Raw genomic sequence first — 17171 nt, forward strand, 5'->3', positions numbered from 1 at the left:
CCTCAGTCACTAAGTATCGTTCCCTGCAAAGCAGTATTATCTTCATTGAAATCGCCTAAGCGCACGGAGACAACCTGATTGTCCAGCGTATCGTCATGGGGCACTTCCACACGGATATAGTTGGGGGTAAAACCGTGCATTGGCAATCCCGGTTTAGGACGTTCCAGCAGCACAGGCATCGCCTGCCCGATGTGGCGGGCGTAGAAAGCACGTGTTTTCCCGTCCGAAAGTTCAAGCAGGCGCTGACTCCGGCGGTGTTTCTCTTCGGGTGTCACCACATGCTCTATCTTCAAAGCCTGCGTACCGGGACGTTCCGAGTAACTGAACACATGGAGTTGCGTCACGTCCAGACTCTTGATAAACTCATAAGCCTGTTCAAAGAGTTCTTCCGTCTCTCCACGGGTGCCGACAATGACGTCCACCCCGATGAAAGAATCGGGCATCACCTCCTTTATCTTCTTTATCTTCGAAGCAAACAGCGCCGTATCGTACCGGCGACGCATCAACTTCAGCACTTCGTCGCTACCCGACTGCAACGGGATATGGAAATGGGGCATGAAACGACGGGAGTGCGACACATATTCTATGATTTCATCCGTCAGCAGATTGGGCTCGATGGAGGAAATGCGGTAGCGTTCGATGCCTTCCACTTCGTCCAATGCCTTCACCAAGTCGAAGAAAGTCTCTCCGGTAGTCTTTCCGAAGTCGCCGATGTTGACACCGGTCAGTACAATTTCTTTTCCTCCCTCGGCGGCGGCCTGGCGGGCTTGTTCTACCATGGAGGCAATAGTGCCGTTGCGGCTGCGGCCGCGGGCAAAAGGTATGGTACAGTAGAAACAGTAATAATCGCAACCGTCCTGCACCTTCAGGAAGAAACGTGTACGGTCACCGCGCGAACACGAAGGGGCAAACGAACGGATGTCCTTCAAGGCGGAAGTATAAGCCTCTCCGGTTTCGTGTTTTTGCAGATTGCCCAGGTATTGAAGCAGATCCTTCTTCTGCTCGGCACCAAGAACAATGTCCACACCTTCTATCTTTGCCACCGTGTCCGGTTTCAGTTGTGCGTAGCAGCCGGTCACTACAACGAAGGCTCCGGGATGTTGCTTCACCAGTTTATGAATGGCCTGGCGGCACTTCTTGTCCGCCACTTCTGTCACCGAACAGGTATTCACCACGCAAATATCCGCTTTCTCACCCTTGCGCGCCGTGCGCACGCCTGCTTCCCGAAGAATTTTACCGATAGTGGAGGTTTCCGAAAAGTTCAGTTTGCACCCCAACGTATAGTAAACCGCCGTCTTATCTTGAAATATATTGGTATCTATCATGAGCTTATAAACACATTTTGGCTACAAAGATACATATTATTAATCTATTTTCCCTACTTTTGCACACTCATCAATAAAATGTGCAATGATACAAGAAAACTTTATCAAACTATACGAATATAGCTTCCGCGAAAACTGGGACCTTCCCTGCTACACGGATTATGGAGAAAACGAAAGTTATACTTATGGCCAGGTGGCGCAAGAGATAGCCAGACTGCATCTGCTTTTTAAACATTGCCAACTGCGCCGCGGTGACAAGATAGCCGTTATCGGCAAGAACAATGCCCGCTGGTGCATCGCCTATATGGCTACCATCACTTACGGTGGCATCGTGGTCCCCATCTTGCAGGATTTCAACCCGAATGATGTACATCACATCGTCAATCATTCCGAATCCGTATTCCTCTTCACCAGCGACACCATTTGGGAGCACCTGGAAGAAGAACGCCTCACCGGGTTGCGGGGCGTATTTTCGCTGACCGACTTCCGCTGTCTGTACCAGCGCGACGGAGAAACCATCCAACGCTTCATCAAACATCTGAATGATGAGATGACTGAAATATATCCCGAAGGTTTCCGCCGGGAAGACGTCGCCTACACTGACTTATCCAACGACAAAGTGATGCTGCTGAACTACACTTCCGGCACTACTGGCTTCAGCAAAGGCGTGATGCTGACAGGTAACAACCTGGCAGGCAATGTTACATTCGGCATTCGCACCGGGTTACTGAAAAAAGGAGACAAGGTTTTGTCCTTCCTGCCGTTGGCACATGCCTACGGCTGCGCTTTCGACTTCCTCACCGCTACGGCCGTGGGCACACATGTCACACTGTTGGGAAAAGTCCCTTCTCCCAAAATACTGATGAGAGCCTTCGAAGAAGTAAAGCCGAACCTGATTATCACGGTTCCCCTTGTCATCGAAAAGATATATAAGAATGTAATACAGCCCATCATCAACAAAAAGTCCATGAAGTGGGCACTCAGCATTCCGCTACTCGACGGACAGATATACGGACAAATCCGCAAAAAACTGATCGATGCCCTGGGCGGACGGTTCAAGGAAGTCATCATCGGTGGCGCTGCCATGAATCCCGAAGTGGAGGAGTTCTTTTATCGCATCAAATTCCCGTTCACCATCGGTTATGGCATGACCGAATGCGCTCCCCTCATCAGCTATGCCCCGTGGAATGAGTTTGTTCCCACCTCCTCGGGACGGGTGCTTGATATTTTGGAAGCCCGAATCTACAAAGAACATCCGGATGACCAACTCGGCGAGATACAAGTGCGCGGTGAAAATGTCATGGCAGGTTACTATAAAAACCCCGAAGCCACCCAAGAAGTCTTCACCGAAGACGGATGGCTGCGCACCGGTGACCTGGGTACGATGGACGAGAACAATAATCTCTTTATCCGCGGACGTAGCAAAACCATGATTCTCAGTTCCAGCGGTCAAAATATCTTCCCCGAAGAAATAGAAGCGCGACTCAACAATATGCCTTTCGTTATGGAAAGTCTTGTCATCGAACGAAATAAAAAGTTGGTTGCATTGGTTTATGCCGACTACGAGGCGCTGGACTCCCTTGGGCTGAACCAACCGGATAACCTCAAAACCATTATGGACGAGAACCTCAAGAACCTGAACAACAGCGTTGCCGCTTACGAAAAGGTAAGCCAGATTCAGCTTTATCCGACAGAATTTGAGAAAACGCCCAAAAGAAGCATCAAGAGGTATTTATACAATAGCATTGCGGAAGATTAACATGTTGTATAACATGTAAATAAGTACATAAACAGCCGTTCTTCAAAAAAAAATATAAAAAAAGTTGGGGTTTTAAGAACAACATATTCAAAAAGTGCATACCTTTGCATCGTTTTAATAAAGCAATTGATTGTATTACGTTTTTAAAAAAGCAACGAAAATGAAAAAATTAGTTTTGATGGCTGTAGCTATCGTAGCAGTATCTTTCGCATCATGTGGTAACAAAGCAGCTAACGCTGAACAAGCAACTGCAGATTCAATCCGTATCGCTGATTCAATCGCAGCTGTAGAAGCAGCAGCAGCTGAGGCAGCAGCCGCAGCAGCAGCTGAAGCTGACACTGTAGCAGTAGATAGCGCAGCAGTTGTAGCTGAATAATTTCAGTAACACTCGAGAGAATTGAAAGTCTGACGTGCAACAAGCACACCAGACTTTTTTTTATGCCCTACTGCAAGCATCAAGTGTTAAGTATTGACCTTATTTCACAAAAAGGAGTATAAAGTAAAAGAAAAGTAGTAAGGTATAGTGCAATATCCGATTTAAAGTCGTTCCTTTGCATCAATCAAAACAATAAGAGGTTTATTACGATCTGCGTTTCATTATGTTACTACTCGATTAACCACATTGAGAATTTTCATTTCTGACTACAACTTCCTAAGAATCCTTTATTGAATTATTAATTTTTTATTTTTTGTATTTATGAATATGTATGTTGGAAACCTTAGCTACAGAGTTAAGGAATCAGATTTGAGACAAGTAATGGAAGAGTATGGAACAGTAGATTCAGTTAAACTGATCGTTGACCGTGACACAAAAAGATCAAAAGGCTTTGCTTTTGTAGATATGCCTGAAACAGCTGAAGCTCAGCACGCAATCTCTGAATTGCACGGAGCAGAATACGCAGGCCGCCAGATGGTAGTTAAAGAAGCGTTGCCGAAGAACTAAGCCTATAGGCTGATAATAAAGCAAGGGACATATCCTATATTTAGGGTATGTCCCTTTTGCTTTTTACAGATTTTCCTTATCTTTGACACAAGAACCCTTATACACTTATAAAATATGAAAACAACAGAAAAGATAAAACGAATCAGCACAGAATATAAATTCGGTGATTTCTTCCGCAACTTCATTGCCGTAGTATTGGGTATCATCATCACCTTTGCAGGTAGTGACTGGATTACGGAACGAAACACCCAAAAGGAAATAAAGAAATCTCTGCAACTGGTAAAAAGCGAACTCCTCCTGAACAGGGAAGAAATGGAAGCCCTGAGAGACAGAATAGTATTGGAACAATACGCCGCGAATTACCTTTTTGAGCATAAAGATAATCCGGCCGAAATGCCTCAGGATTCTATCCGCAAATATTTCCCGCTCCCCTTTCAGTGGAGTAAATTCACGTTCACCAGCGATGCCATGGAAATGCTCAAAGCATCTGCACTCATTCAGAAAATACAAAATAAGGAACTTGCCTTGCAAATAATGAAAGTCTACGGAGCAATAAAGGCTGCCGAAGTTTCTTTCGACAAATATAGTAATGTAAAAGACCAGGTACAAAATGAGTTCAATGACAACCCGAAAGTAAAGGCCCTTTCATACAGCCTGACGAAACAAAGAGAAAAGGCCCGGGACATGGAAAGCGAATTTGAGCAACAACTTCATTTGCTGTACACCCAGCCGGAAGGTTTACAACTCCTTCAAGCAATCCCCAATATACAAAGTCCGCGCATCTACCAGGCAAGTATAGAAAAAATCGATGAAGCAATCGCAGCCATTGAAGAGGAATGTAAATAACCGGAATCAGTCGAAACAGGCTATTCCACTATAAATTACTATAAAAACACATGGGAAAAAAACTGAAGGAAATCATCACCTCTCCTACCGCCACAAAACGAATGGGAGATTTTATCTGCAACTTTGTTGCGGTAGTGTTGGGCATCATTATCACTTTCGTAGGGAGTGACATGATAGAAGAACACAATAAGAAAAAGGAAGTGACGCAAGCTTTGCAGTTGGTAAAGAGCGAATTACTTATAAATAAAGAGATCATAGGGGAAATGATGGAAATGGAAGTGTCTAATAAAAAAGGCGCACGCTATCTGCTCCAATTTAAGGATAAAATGGATGAAGCATCCGCAGACTCACTGAACTATTACGGCTATCTTCCTTTCAAATCAAGAGATTTTCTTCCGGTCACTGACGCCATAGAAATGCTCAGAGCATCTTCTCTGATGCAAAATATCAGCAACAAAGAACTTGTCGTCCAAATTATTGAGGCATACGCCACAATAAAGAGTTCGCATCTGTTTTACGAAGGCTATTCTGAAACAAAAGATAATGTGATAGAAAAATTTAGCACCCGACAAGATTTTCAGAAATTTACGAATGAAAATAACACGCTAAAAGAAACCTGGGACTTCATTTTCCACCTCACAGAAGGTTATGCTGCCATACGACAAATTGCTCAGATACATGATGATCCGTACATTACGTACAACTATCACTTAAAACTAATTGATGAAACCATTGCCGCTATTGACAAAGAATATAATTAAGCAATAGGGAAACAAAAAGCCCGGCTTTCTTATCGGAAGCCGGGCTTTTCAATATATATGAAGTTTGATTATGCTTCTTCAGCAACTACTTCGAAAGGAATTTCTACGGAAACTTCCTTATGCAGTTTAACGATAGCTTTGTAGTTACCAACTTCTTTCACTGCGTCCTTAACAACGATAATCTTACGATCTACGTTGTGACCCAATTTAGCCAACTCTTCTGCAATCTGGATGTTACCAACAGAGCCGAAGATAGTACCGGTAGAGCTAACCTTAGTAGCGATCTTCAATGATACGCCTTCCAGCTTAGCAGCCAGTTCTTCAGCATCCTTTTTGATTTTCTCCAACTTGTGAGCACGTTGCTTCAAGTCTTCAGCCAACATTTTCTTTGCAGCAGGTGAAGCAATAACAGCTTTACCAGTGGGGATGAGGTAGTTACGACCATAACCGGACTTAACCGTTACGATATCGTTCTTATAACCCAAATTTACAATGTCTTCTTTCAATATAATTTCCATACTTTCCTCCTCCTATTATTTCATCATGTCAGTTACATAGGGCAGCAACGCCAAGTGGCGTGCTCTCTTCACAGCTTGAGCTACACGACGTTGGAACTTCAAAGAAGTACCTGTAATACGACGCGGAAGGATCTTACCTTGCTCATTCAAGAATTTCTTCAAGAATTCGGGATCTTTGTAGTCGATGTACTTAATACCGCTCTTTTTGAAACGGCAGTATTTTTTCTTCTTAACGTCTACTGAGGGCGGAGTTAAATATCTGATTTCTGATTGAACTTGTTGTGCCATGATTAATCCTCCTTTTTAGTTGATTTAACACTTCTTCTCTTCGCAGCATATTCAGCAGCATACTTGTCTTGCTTGAAAGTCAAGAAACGGATCACGCGCTCGTCACGACGGAAGTTTACTTCCAATTTATCAATGACAGTAGGTTCTGCATTGAACTCAATCAGCTGATAGAAACCGGTTGACTTCTTCTGGATTGGATAAGCCAGCTTTTTCAGTCCCCAGTTTTCTTCATTTACAATCTCAGCACCTTCAGCAGTAAGGATGCCTTTGAATTTTTCTACCGCTTCCTTCATCTGAACATCAGACAAAACGGGAGTTAAAATGAAAACGGTTTCGTATTGATTCATACTCGTTTAATTAAATAAATAAATTATTTGTTTATTAAATTGCGGGTGCAAAGGTAGGCATTTTATTTTGAACTACAAACATTTAATGTTTTTTTGTGTCCCGATATAGGATTTATCGCGGAAGAGAAGTATCTTTAAATAAGATAGGCTTCGCTTCAACAATAAAAATAAGCCAGCTTATTTTGTATTGTCTTCAGCTTGCACTATCTTTGCAAAGTTGTTTAAACAATAATTTCATGATAGAGCAATTCAACTTTGACATCCGACTTATCTTTGCCATCCTGAACGGCAAGGTTTCAGCTGCCATCAACCGCAAACTGTCCCGCAACTTCCGGCAGAACGGCCTGGAAATCACTCCGGAACAGTGGACCGTCCTCATCTTCTTGTGGGAGAAAGACGGAGTGACGCAACAAGAGTTGTGTAATGCAACTTTCAAAGACAAACCCAGCATGACGCGCCTCATCGACAACATGGAGCGCCAGCATCTTGTGGTGCGCATATCGGACAAAAAAGACCGCCGCACCAACCTGATCCACCTGACCAAAGACGGAAAAGAACTGGAAGAACGTGCACGTGTCATTGCCAACCAAACTCTCAAAGAAGCTCTGCAAGGCGTCACTCTCGAAGAAATCAAGGTGAGCCAGGAAGTCCTCAGAAAGATATTTTTCAATACTAAAGATTAACGGGAACAGTACACAAAGAGGCTGCCAAACAGACTATTTACGTTGAATAATAGTTTTTTTGCAAAAATAATTTCGCTTCTTAAAGAATTATGCTTTTCTTTGTGACAAGAATACAAAAGAGAATAATAATCTATTAAAATACACACACATGAAAGGCTTATTAAAAAATCTGGGCTTGGTATTAATCGTGATAGGAGCTGTAATCCTGGTTGCATGTTCTTTCACCGGCAATGTTAACAACAATGCTATTTTAGGTACATCGGCTGTTTTGGTAGTAGTAGGATTGATTTCTTACATCGCCATCAACAAACGAATTGCAGATTGATACCAAAAGAAAAGAAATAAAAAAGGCGATTGCATTGCAACCGCCTTTTTTATTTCCCTCCCGCCGGAGAACCGAGGCTTATCAGGCCTCAGCTTCCGGAGTAATCAGTTTATATCCTTTTCCGTGGATGTTGATGATCTCGATAGAATCGTCCTCTTTCAAGTGCTTACGCAGTTTCGTGATATACACGTCCATACTACGGGCATTGAAATAGTTGTCATCAATCCAGATGGTCTTCAACGCGAAGTCACGCTGCAGGATTTCGTTGGCATGTGCACAAAGCAGCCCTAACAACTCAGACTCCTTAGTAGTCAGCTTGGTCTGTTTCTCGGCAGTAGACAGAATCTGTTTCTGTGTGTCGAATGTAAACTTACCAATCTTATAGATGTTGCTTTCCTTATTCTTCTTGCCACGAACACGTCTCAAGATAGCTTCGATTCTGAAAGTCAACTCTTCCATACTGAAGGGCTTGGTGATGTAATCATCAGCACCGATTTTGAAACCTTCCAGGATATCATCCTTCAGCGTTTTGGCTGTCAGGAAGATAATAGGAATTTCAGCGTTTGCTGCACGCACTTCCTGTGCCAATGTAAATCCGTCTTTCTTCGGCATCATTACATCGAATACGCACAAGTCATACTTATTCTTCAGGAAAGCCTTGTATCCGGCTTCTCCATCAGGATATAACTCGGCAGCATAACCTTTCGCCTGTAAATATTCTCTTAAAAGCATGCCAAGATTTTCATCATCTTCGCACAATAAAATACGCAGTTTCTCGTCCATATCAATCAATTTTTTAATAAAGGTAATGCAATAATAAATTTAGTTCCTACGTTCAGTTCGCTCTCTGCCCGGATAGTTCCCTTATGATCGAGGATAATCTTCCTCACATAAGCCAGTCCCAAGCCGAAGCCCTTCACATCGTGCAGATTACCTGTATGCACGCGATAGAACTTATCAAATATCTTCTTCAAATTCTCTTTCTTGATACCAATGCCGTTATCCTGGACAGAAATCATCAACTTACCCGGTTCATTCCAAGTCTTCACAACCAGCAGCAGATCGGCATCCGGACGTTTGTACTTCACTGCATTGTCCATGAGGTTGAAAATCACGTTAGTAATATGCATTTCATCTGCAAAGATAACCGGGTCCGTAGCACTGAGTTCCGACTCAATCTTTCCGTTGTAACGTTCCACTTTCAATGTAAACGTATTGATAACACCCGTTATCAGTTCATTGGCATCCAGTTCTTTCATCTTCAAAGCGGCCTTCTGACGATCGAACATTGACATCTGAAGCACTTTTTCGACTTGGAACCTTAATCGTTTCGTTTCATCATTAATGACACCCGATATATGCTGGAACATAGCTGGAGACTTGCCCACAGCCGGGTCTTTCAGCATCTGCGCCGCCAACGAAATTGTCGAAATCGGCGTCTTAAACTCGTGCGTCATGTTGTTGATAAAGTCATTCTTCATCTCCGTCAGCTTCTTTTGGCGGAACACAATATAAATTGTGAAGATGAACGTTATCAGTAGTACGAAGGTGAATATCATCGACGGTATCATGAAGCCTACCGAGTCGAAAATATAATCCCTCTTACCCGGGAAGTGTATCTTGACGATACTCATACGTGCAGGCGGATCGTTCAGGAATAGCGGTTGCGAATAGGAACTTTCGCTCCCTTCATCACTATAGTCCGAACAGCGGTATACCTCCCTGCCGTCCCGGTCTATCACCCGGAAGTGATAGTCCAGATCAATACCGTTGTCGAGCAATCCCGCCTTCAGATACTGATCCAGGTTTTTGAAATTAACACGCTCTGCAATCGGCTTGTCACTGGCGCGATAAATCATCTGGAAAACCACCTCATCGACCAATGCACGCTGATAGAGATAACGGTTTTTGACCATCTCGATCTGCGAACGCGAAGTCTGGGGAATTGTTTTCGTTCCATGCTTGCGCGAGATCATAGCCCTGGGTAGTTCTGAAGGTTCACTGCTGAAAGTCTTCAGCTCGATAGTAGAATGAGAGCCATCCGGCGATGCCATCATAAACCGTTGGGTCTGCACAATTCCACCACCGCTTTGCGACTGTTCCCACGCCTTCTTCTCCTCCTCGGATATATCCTCCCGCAACCAACGGTCAACCTCCGCGGACTCCACATCTTTGGAAGCAGCCATCAATGCGCGCTTCACCGATTCATCAAATTGCTCGTTACGCATCTTCACCATTTCCTCAATGTAGCTGATCTGAAGATACAGCAAACTGAGGAAGGAAAGACCCATCACGACGCCTAATATCCATATAGTTGACTTTTTCATAGTCACAAAATTAACACTCCCTAATTAACACTCCTAACAAATTAACCTGATTTAACCGGACGTTCTCGTAAATTAACCGAAGACCGTTTTTTAGGTTGTATTATGAGCATTATAACAAAAACAAAGACCTTTGGTTTGCAAATTTAATAAAAAATTAATCATTCAATTCACATTTCCTTATGTTCTTAATCAGCGTTAATAAAAAAAGCCGTCATAACCTCCAAGAAGGTTACAACGGCTTTAACATTTATTTGTTCAGTAATTAGTTGAGAATTATTCTTCTGCCTGTTTAGCTTCGAATTCTTTAATCAACTTATCCTGTACATCACTCGGAACAAGCTCGTAGCTGGCAAACTTCATGATAAATGAAGCACGTCCACCCGTCAGCGAACTCAAGGCTGTAGAGTAAGAAGACATCTCTTTCAACGGCACTTTAGCGCTCAGTTTTTCGTAACCGGCTTCACTGTTCATACCCATAATCATGGCACGACGTCCCTGCAAATCGCCCATCACATCGCCCATTTTATCGGACGGAACGAATACTTCCACATCATAAATCGGTTCCAGAATCTTTGGACCGGCATTCTTGAATGCTTCGCTGAATGCATTACGTCCTGCCAGCATGAAAGAGATTTCATTGGAATCAACCGGGTGCATCTTACCATCGTATACAATAACGCGAACATCACGTGCGTACGAACCGGTCAACGGTCCTTGCTCCATACGCGCCATGATACCTTTCAGAATGGCCGGCATGAAACGGGCATCGATAGAACCACCTACAATGCTATTAACAAATACCAGCTTACCGCCCCATTCCAATGGAATTTCCTCGGTACCTTTCACGTTCATCTTGAATTCCTGTCCGCCGAATTTATAAGTATCGGGCATCGGCATTCCTTCATAATATGGTTCTACGATCAGATGAACTTCACCGAACTGACCGGCACCACCGGATTGCTTCTTATGGCGATAGTCGGCACGGGCAGCCTTCGTAATGGTTTCACGATAAGGGATTCTCGGCTCTTCGAACTTAATCTGCAATTTTTCATTGTTCTCCAAACGCCACTTCAGCGTACGCAGGTGGAATTCACCCTGGCCGTGTACAATAGTCTGACGGAGTTCTTTGGACTGGTCGATAATCCACGTCGGGTCTTCCTCACGCATGCGGTTCAAGGCAACCATCATCTTTTCCGTGTCCGATTCGTTCAGAGGCTTGATGGCACGTGAATATTTGGAATTAGGATATTTGATGAAGTTGAAGCGATTTTCAGTACCCTTGCCATTCAGCGTATTGCCTGTATGTACATCTTTCAGTTTTACGGTACAACCGATATCACCTGCCACCATTTCTTCCACCTTCACACGGTTGGAACCTGCACAAGCATAAATCTGTGCGATGCGTTCCTTGGAACCACGGTCGGCGTTGGTAAAGTCGTCACCTTCGTGCACCTTACCACTCATCACCTTGAAGTACTGAACATCACCGATATGCGGTTCAACGGCAGTCTTGAAGAAATACAAGGAAGTCGGAGCATTCGGATCGGGATTCACAACCTCGCCGCGTGTGTTGTGCACCGGAGGCATTTCATCAACAAACGGCACAACATTACCCAGGAATTCCATCAGACGACGCACGCCCATATCCTTTCCTGCACAAACGCAGAATACCGGGAACATACCGCGGGCAGCCAAGCCCTTGCGGATACCTTCGCGCATTTCGTCTTCCGTCAGAGATTCTTGTTCGAAGAATTTTTCCATCAAGCCTTCATCATGTTCAGCAGCAGCTTCTACCAATGCTTTATGCAGTTCTGTTGCCTTATCCAGCTCTTCTGCCGGAATATCTTCGATAGTGGGAGCGCCACCTTCGGGTCCCCACGAATATTTTTTCATTAAAAGTACATCAATCAGTGAATTGAAGTTCGGTCCGGTAGCCAGCGGATATTGCACAGGCACTACCTTCGAGCCGTAAATCGTTTTCAGCTGTTCCAGCACCATATCGTAATCGCACTTCTCATTGTCGAGTTGGTTTACCAGGAAGATAACCGGTTTGCCCAACTTCTCGGTATAGCGGAAGTGGTTTTGCGTACCTACCTCGGGACCATATTGTCCGTTCAGCAGCAGAATAGCGGTATCCGTTACATTGAGTGCCGTCATGGCTGCTCCTACAAAGTCATCACTACCCGGGCAGTCGATGATATTCAACTTCTTTCCATTCCATTCCACATGGAAAACGGTGGAAAACACAGAATAGCCATATTCCTGCTCCACCGGGAAGTAATCGCTGACTGTATTCTTGGCAGTAATTCTGCCGCGGCGTTTTATAATACCACTCTCAAAGAGCAGCGCTTCTGTGAGAGTGGTTTTACCCGAGCCGTCATTGCCAAGCAGGGCAATGTTCTTAATTTCATTTGTCTGATATACTTTCATGATATATTAAGATTTTAAGTGAATAACTCAGCATGCCTTCGCATACCTTTATTATAAGTGAGGCGCAAATTAGACATTAATCAACAAAAAAGCAACAAAGGAAGCTATGTTCTACAACATGCCTTGCGGCATAGAGAAAGATACTTCCAAGATGGAGAGAGGCAGACATGAAAGAAAATAAGATCTGACTTTTTTCTTTCAAAAGAATCAACTAACTTTAACCCCCAATTTTAATCCACATCATCATGAACAAACTGCTATTAGTTGCTTTGCTGGCTATATGTCCATATATCGCGACAGGACAAGTCAACCGGAACCCTTTAAAAAAACGTCCCCTCATCGGCCTTTCCTGCTCACATCCCGGAAATAATTCATCCACGCGGATGACGTATACCGAATCCGTTATACAGGCCGGAGGCATACCCATGCTCATCCCGATTACCACCGACAGTATTGTACTGACGGATATCGTCAACCGTCTGGATGGTATCATCCTGATTGGCGGAGGCGATATACACCCCTCCTATTTCAACGAAGATCCCATAGAGCAACTGGGCGAAGTTGACTCCCTGCGTGATGTTTACGACCTTGCACTCATCCGTTTTGCAGCCCGCCGCAACATACCGATGCTAGGCATCTGCCGGGGTGAACAACTGATAAATGTAGCTTTCGGCGGAACACTCTATCAAGACATTCCCACCCAGCATCCCGATACTACCGTACACCACGATCAGGAAGCGTCAAGCAGCGTCCCGACCCATGCTGTCAACCTCCTCCCGGGTTCTGCAATGGCAACCATCACCGGGCAAACACAGCTTTTTACCAATACGCACCACCATCAGGCAGTAAGACAAGCCGCCCCCGGCTTCCAAATCACCGCCTGGGCCACCGACAGCATCCCCGAAGCCATTGAATCGACCTGGGAATATCCGATATGGGGCGTCCAATTCCATCCAGAAGCATTGACGGTAGCAGGCGACAGCATATCTGCACGCTTCTTCCACTTCCTGATAGAAAAGGCTGATACCTACCGACGCGCAAAAGAAATCCAACACCGGATTCTCTCCATAGATACCCATACCGATACCCCGCTCGATTTCGACGACACATATAATATAGGTACGCGCGCGAAGTCGCAAGTATGCATCCCCAAAATGGAAGAAGGCGGACTGGATGGACAATACCTGGCTTGCTGGGTACGCCAGGGTCCTTGCGATGAAGAAGGCAGCCGGAAAGCGATAGCCCGCGTCGACGAACTGATAAAGGGCATCTATCACCAGGTGGAAATGAATCGGGACCGATGCGCCATTGCCCGTACTCCCGACGACTTGCCCCGGCTCAAAGCCGAAGGGAGAAAAGCTTTCTACATCGGAATAGAGAATGGTTACGGTATCGGCAAAGATTTAAAGAATATAGCCCGCTTCCATAATTTGGGCGTCACTTACATCACCCTTTGTCACACCCGCAACAACGACATTTGCGACAGTTCCTCAGACAGCACCGCCCGCTGGAACGGACTCAGCCCCTACGGCCGAAAGGTGGTAAAAGAGATGAACCGCCTGGGTATCATGGTCGACCTCTCCCATGCCGCCGAAAGCACCTTCTGGGATGTACTGAAATACTCGAAGAAGCCCATTATTGCCTCCCATTCCTCCGCAAGCGCTATCTACAAGCACGACCGCAACCTGACCGACGAGCAGTTGCGTGCCCTCGCTGCCCACGACGGAGTAGCCCAAGCCTGCCTGGTAGACGAGTTCCTGAATCCTGACGCCAAGAAAGCCAATCTCACCGACTTCATGAACCATCTGCTTCACATGATTGAGGTGGCAGGTATAGACCATGTAGGCATCGGTTCCGATTTCGACGGCGGCGGTGGCGTAAAAGGATGCAATGGAGACAATGACTTTATCAATATCACCGTCCGCCTGCTGGAACATGGATTTACCGAAACAGACATCGCCAAGATATGGGGTGGAAACTTCCTGCGGGTCATGAGACAAGTGCAAAACAGATAGAAAAGACAGAAAAACATCACAAAAAGGAGAGATTGAAGCTATAATCTCTCCTTTTTGACTTATTTGCATACCTTCCGTTTCTCAGCTTTCGCCTACCTTTGTCAAAGCAAAGGCAAGCTATACTTCCTTTGCCCGACAAAAATCAATTGAATTACTAATTTCTAATACCTTGTTTTAATGAGAAGAAAGTTTATCCGGAGTTTGTCATCAATGGCTTGTCTCTTCTGTTTACTTTCTGCACAGGCACGAACAACGCATAACGTGAGTATGCCGGTAGAAACACAGAAAGATATCATCAACACTCCACACATCGCATGGGAAAGAAAAGGAGACTTTACAGTCGGCAAGAGCACTTTCTTGCTGAATGGCGAGCCCTTCGTTATCAAAGCTGCCGAGTTGCACTATCCGCGTATCCCCAAGCCGTACTGGGACCAACGAATCAAACTTTGTAAAGCATTGGGCATGAATACGATTTGCCTTTATGTTTTCTGGAACTCCCACGAACAACGTCCGGGAGAATTCGATTTCACCGGTCAGAATGACCTGGCAGAGTTCTGCCGCCTGTGCCAGCAGAACGATATGTACGTCATTCTGCGTCCGGGGCCTTATGTCTGCGCCGAATGGGAAATGGGCGGTCTGCCCTGGTGGCTGCTCAAAAAGAAAGACATCCGCCTGCGCGAACGGGACCCTTACTTCATGGAACGCGTAGGCATCTTCGAGAAGGCCGTGGCGGGACAAGTAGCCAACCTGACCATCCAGAACGGCGGTCCCATCATCATGGTGCAAGTAGAAAATGAATACGGTTCTTATGGAGAAGATAAAGAATACGTATCACAAGTGCGAGACATGGTACGTGCCAATTACCCGGGCGTAACCCTGTTCCAGTGCGACTGGGCTTCCAACTTTACCCTGAATGGACTGGACGACCTGGTTTGGACCATGAACTTCGGTACGGGAGCCAATGTAGACCAGCAGTTTGCCAAGCTGAAAGAGCTCCGCCCCGACAGTCCACTGATGTGTTCCGAGTTTTGGAGCGGCTGGTTCGACAAATGGGGAGCCAACCACGAAACGCGCCCAGCTGCCGATATGATTCAAGGCTTGGACGAGATGTTATCCAAGAATATCTCATTCAGCCTGTACATGACCCATGGAGGAACCAACTGGGGACATTGGGCAGGAGCCAACTCACCCGGATTTGCCCCCGACGTAACGTCCTACGACTACGATGCTCCTATCAGCGAATCCGGCCAGACTACTCCTAAATATTGGGAACTGAGAAAAGCCCTGGGAAAATACATGAACGGCAAGAAGCAGGCCAAAGTACCCGCATTGATCAAGCCCATCAGTATTCCTGCCTTTCAGTTCACCGAGATGGCACCGTTGTTCGAGAATCTTCCTGCCGCCAAGAAAGACCGCAACATCCGTACCATGGAGGAATACGACCAAGGCTTCGGCAGCATCCTCTACCGCACCACCCTGCCCGAGATGAAATCGCCCTCCCTGCTCACTGTCAACGATGCGCACGACTACACCCAGGTATTCCTGGATGGGAAATACATCGGCAAGCTGGACCGCAGGAACGGTGAGAAGCAACTGGAATTTCCTGCATGCCGCAAGGGTGCACAACTCGATATATTGGTGGAAGCCATGGGGCGTATCAACTTCGGTCGTGCCATCAAAGACTTCAAGGGCATCACACGAAACGTAGAACTGACCATGGATGTAGACGGCCGCCCCTTCACTTGCGACCTGAAAGACTGGGAAGTCTACAACCTGGAAGATACGTACGACTTCTACAAAGGAATGAAGTTCCGCCCCATCAGTTCTCTGAAAGACGACCTCGGTCAGCGTATTCCAGGCTGCTACCGCGCCACCTTCAACGTAAAGAAACCAAGCGATACTTTCCTGAACTTCGAAACCTGGGGCAAAGGACTGGTGTATGTCAACGGCTATGCATTAGGCAGAATATGGGAGATAGGACCGCAACAAACCCTTTACATACCGGGTTGCTGGCTGAAGGAAGGTGAAAACGAAGTGCTTGTCTTCGACATAGTCGGCCCACGCGAAGCCAAATCAGAAGGACTTAAAGAACCACTTCTCGATCAACTACTCGTCAAAAAGCCGCTCATTCACCGCAATGAAGGCGAACAACTCGATTTATCCGGCGAGAAAGAAGTATTATCCGGCAGTTTCAAACCCGGTAACGGATGGCAGGAAGTAAAGTTCGACCAGCCTGTCACCGGACGCTACATCTGTTTTGAAGCATTAAGTGCACAGGATGGAAAAAACCTGGCATGCATCGCCGAAATGTATCTACTGAATGAAGATGGCGAGCGTCTGTCTCGTGAGCCGTGGATTGTCAACTATGCCGACAGTGAAGATGTGTCCCACGTCAATTGCTCGGCCGACAAGATATTCGACCTGCAGGAATCGACGTATTGGAGCACAACGCAAGAAGCCCAATATCCACATGCCATTGTGATTGATTTAGGCGGTACCCACACCCTGACCGGCCTTCAGTATCTGCCCAGAATGGAAAGTGAAGTGCCGGGTGGCATCAAGGACTTCAAGGTATATGTGAAATCACAGGAGTTCAAATTCTAA

At 45.7% G+C, this 17171-nt stretch carries 16 protein-coding genes; 9 read left to right on the plus strand and 7 right to left on the minus strand.

The genetic code is table 11. The features are described 5' to 3' along the window. Nucleotides 1–2 precede the first annotated feature (2 nt). A complete protein-coding gene (gene mtaB, locus AAE250_RS14940) occupies nucleotides 3–1325 on the minus strand; it encodes a tRNA (N(6)-L-threonylcarbamoyladenosine(37)-C(2))-methylthiotransferase MtaB (protein WP_342289147.1) in 1323 nt (440 codons plus the stop codon). Nucleotides 1326–1410: 85 nt separating this feature from the next. Between mtaB and AAE250_RS14945 the strand changes: the two genes are divergently transcribed. The 5 genes from AAE250_RS14945 (at nucleotide 1411) to AAE250_RS14965 (ending at nucleotide 5634) form a co-directional block, all read left to right on the plus strand. After that, nucleotides 1411–3084 (plus strand): long-chain fatty acid--CoA ligase, encoded by a 1674-nt coding sequence (locus AAE250_RS14945; protein ID WP_294598280.1) that lies wholly within the window; start codon nucleotides 1411–1413, stop codon nucleotides 3082–3084. Between the two features lie 160 nt (nucleotides 3085–3244). Next, on the plus strand, nucleotides 3245–3460 hold the full coding sequence (locus tag AAE250_RS14950; protein WP_294598283.1) for a hypothetical protein: 216 nt from the start codon (nucleotides 3245–3247) through the stop codon (nucleotides 3458–3460). A 321-nt stretch (nucleotides 3461–3781) separates the two neighbouring features. Continuing rightward, a complete protein-coding gene (locus tag AAE250_RS14955) occupies nucleotides 3782–4027 on the plus strand; it encodes an RNA recognition motif domain-containing protein (protein WP_294598287.1) in 246 nt (81 codons plus the stop codon). 114 nt (nucleotides 4028–4141) lie between these two features. Continuing rightward, nucleotides 4142–4873 (plus strand): hypothetical protein, encoded by a 732-nt coding sequence (locus AAE250_RS14960; protein ID WP_294598290.1) that lies wholly within the window; start codon nucleotides 4142–4144, stop codon nucleotides 4871–4873. A 50-nt stretch (nucleotides 4874–4923) separates the two neighbouring features. Then, complete coding sequence (locus tag AAE250_RS14965; protein ID WP_294598293.1) at nucleotides 4924–5634, plus strand: hypothetical protein; 711 nt, start codon at nucleotides 4924–4926, stop codon at nucleotides 5632–5634. 68 nt (nucleotides 5635–5702) lie between these two features. Here AAE250_RS14965 and rplI read toward each other — a convergent pair whose 3' ends face one another. The 3 genes from rplI to rpsF are packed head-to-tail and all read right to left on the minus strand — an operon-like array spanning nucleotide 5703 to nucleotide 6787. Continuing rightward, complete coding sequence (gene rplI / locus AAE250_RS14970; protein ID WP_294598295.1) at nucleotides 5703–6152, minus strand: 50S ribosomal protein L9; 450 nt, start codon at nucleotides 6150–6152, stop codon at nucleotides 5703–5705. Nucleotides 6153–6167: 15 nt separating this feature from the next. Further along, entirely contained in the window at nucleotides 6168–6440 is a 273-nt protein-coding gene (gene rpsR, locus AAE250_RS14975; RefSeq protein WP_004288442.1) for a 30S ribosomal protein S18, read from the minus strand. 2 nt (nucleotides 6441–6442) lie between these two features. Then, nucleotides 6443–6787: a 30S ribosomal protein S6 gene (gene rpsF, locus AAE250_RS14980; RefSeq protein ID WP_294598297.1), complete on the minus strand. Its 345-nt coding sequence runs from the start codon at nucleotides 6785–6787 to the stop codon at nucleotides 6443–6445. Between the two features lie 236 nt (nucleotides 6788–7023). Between rpsF and AAE250_RS14985 the strand changes: the two genes are divergently transcribed. Next, on the plus strand, nucleotides 7024–7470 hold the full coding sequence (locus AAE250_RS14985) for a MarR family winged helix-turn-helix transcriptional regulator (protein ID WP_294598300.1): 447 nt from the start codon (nucleotides 7024–7026) through the stop codon (nucleotides 7468–7470). 148 nt (nucleotides 7471–7618) lie between these two features. Continuing rightward, entirely contained in the window at nucleotides 7619–7795 is a 177-nt protein-coding gene (locus tag AAE250_RS14990; protein WP_294598302.1) for a hypothetical protein, read from the plus strand. Between the two features lie 81 nt (nucleotides 7796–7876). On the opposite strand, the gene rprY is transcribed toward AAE250_RS14990, so the two are convergent. The 3 genes from rprY to AAE250_RS15005 form a co-directional block, all read right to left on the minus strand. Beyond that, nucleotides 7877–8578 carry a response regulator transcription factor RprY gene (gene rprY / locus AAE250_RS14995; protein WP_294598305.1) on the minus strand — a complete coding sequence of 234 codons (702 nt, stop codon included), beginning with the start codon at nucleotides 8576–8578 and terminating at the stop codon, nucleotides 7877–7879. A gap of 5 nt (nucleotides 8579–8583) precedes the next feature. Further along, nucleotides 8584–10122, minus strand: coding sequence for a sensor histidine kinase (locus AAE250_RS15000; protein WP_294598308.1), 1539 nt, complete (start codon nucleotides 10120–10122; stop codon nucleotides 8584–8586). Between the two features lie 273 nt (nucleotides 10123–10395). Beyond that, nucleotides 10396–12552, minus strand: a complete 2157-nt coding sequence (locus AAE250_RS15005; protein WP_294598310.1) for an elongation factor G — start codon at nucleotides 12550–12552, stop codon at nucleotides 10396–10398. A gap of 245 nt (nucleotides 12553–12797) precedes the next feature. Here AAE250_RS15005 and AAE250_RS15010 point away from each other — a divergent pair, with 245 nt between their 5' ends. Then, nucleotides 12798–14567, plus strand: a complete 1770-nt coding sequence (locus AAE250_RS15010) for a gamma-glutamyl-gamma-aminobutyrate hydrolase family protein (protein ID WP_294598312.1) — start codon at nucleotides 12798–12800, stop codon at nucleotides 14565–14567. Between the two features lie 177 nt (nucleotides 14568–14744). After that, nucleotides 14745–17171: a beta-galactosidase gene (locus AAE250_RS15015; protein WP_294598314.1), complete on the plus strand. Its 2427-nt coding sequence runs from the start codon at nucleotides 14745–14747 to the stop codon at nucleotides 17169–17171.

It is taken from the genome of Bacteroides sp. GD17 (assembly GCF_038448625.1).
GTDB lineage: Bacteria > Bacteroidota > Bacteroidia > Bacteroidales > Bacteroidaceae > Bacteroides.